1 pseudogene is annotated in these 322 nt (G+C 29.2%); it reads left to right on the top strand.

Features of this window, described 5'->3' with window-relative positions:
- A pseudogene (locus JM658_RS17055) lies at window positions 1–322 on the top strand (hypothetical protein); the annotation flags it as partial.

Raw genomic sequence — 322 nt, 5'->3', positions numbered from 1 at the left:
AAAGTGATCACTACTTCCATGAACCTTATCGATTATTCTTTTATTAATAATATTGAGTTCGGAGTTGTAGCTGAGAAATCTCTTATTAATAGCTCTTTATATACCTCTGCTTTAGGTCAATGCTATGATATTTTGGATAATGAGGGTTATACAGTTTATTCAAAAAAGCCCATGTATAAAAAGAAATTCATATTTAGTAAGGATTATGTGGGGTCTGAAGTTAAGTTAGATTTAATGGATGATTTAGCACATGGAAAGCATATAAATAAGATACAATTTTCTAATTTCAGAGCAGATAATTATGTGAATTCCGAATCTATTG

It is taken from the genome of Joostella atrarenae, from assembly GCF_021764745.1.
GTDB classification, from domain to species: Bacteria; Bacteroidota; Bacteroidia; order Flavobacteriales; family Flavobacteriaceae; genus Galbibacter; species Galbibacter atrarenae.
Note: the sequence above shows the minus strand (reverse complement) of the source record. Positions and strands in the feature narration are given on the sequence as shown.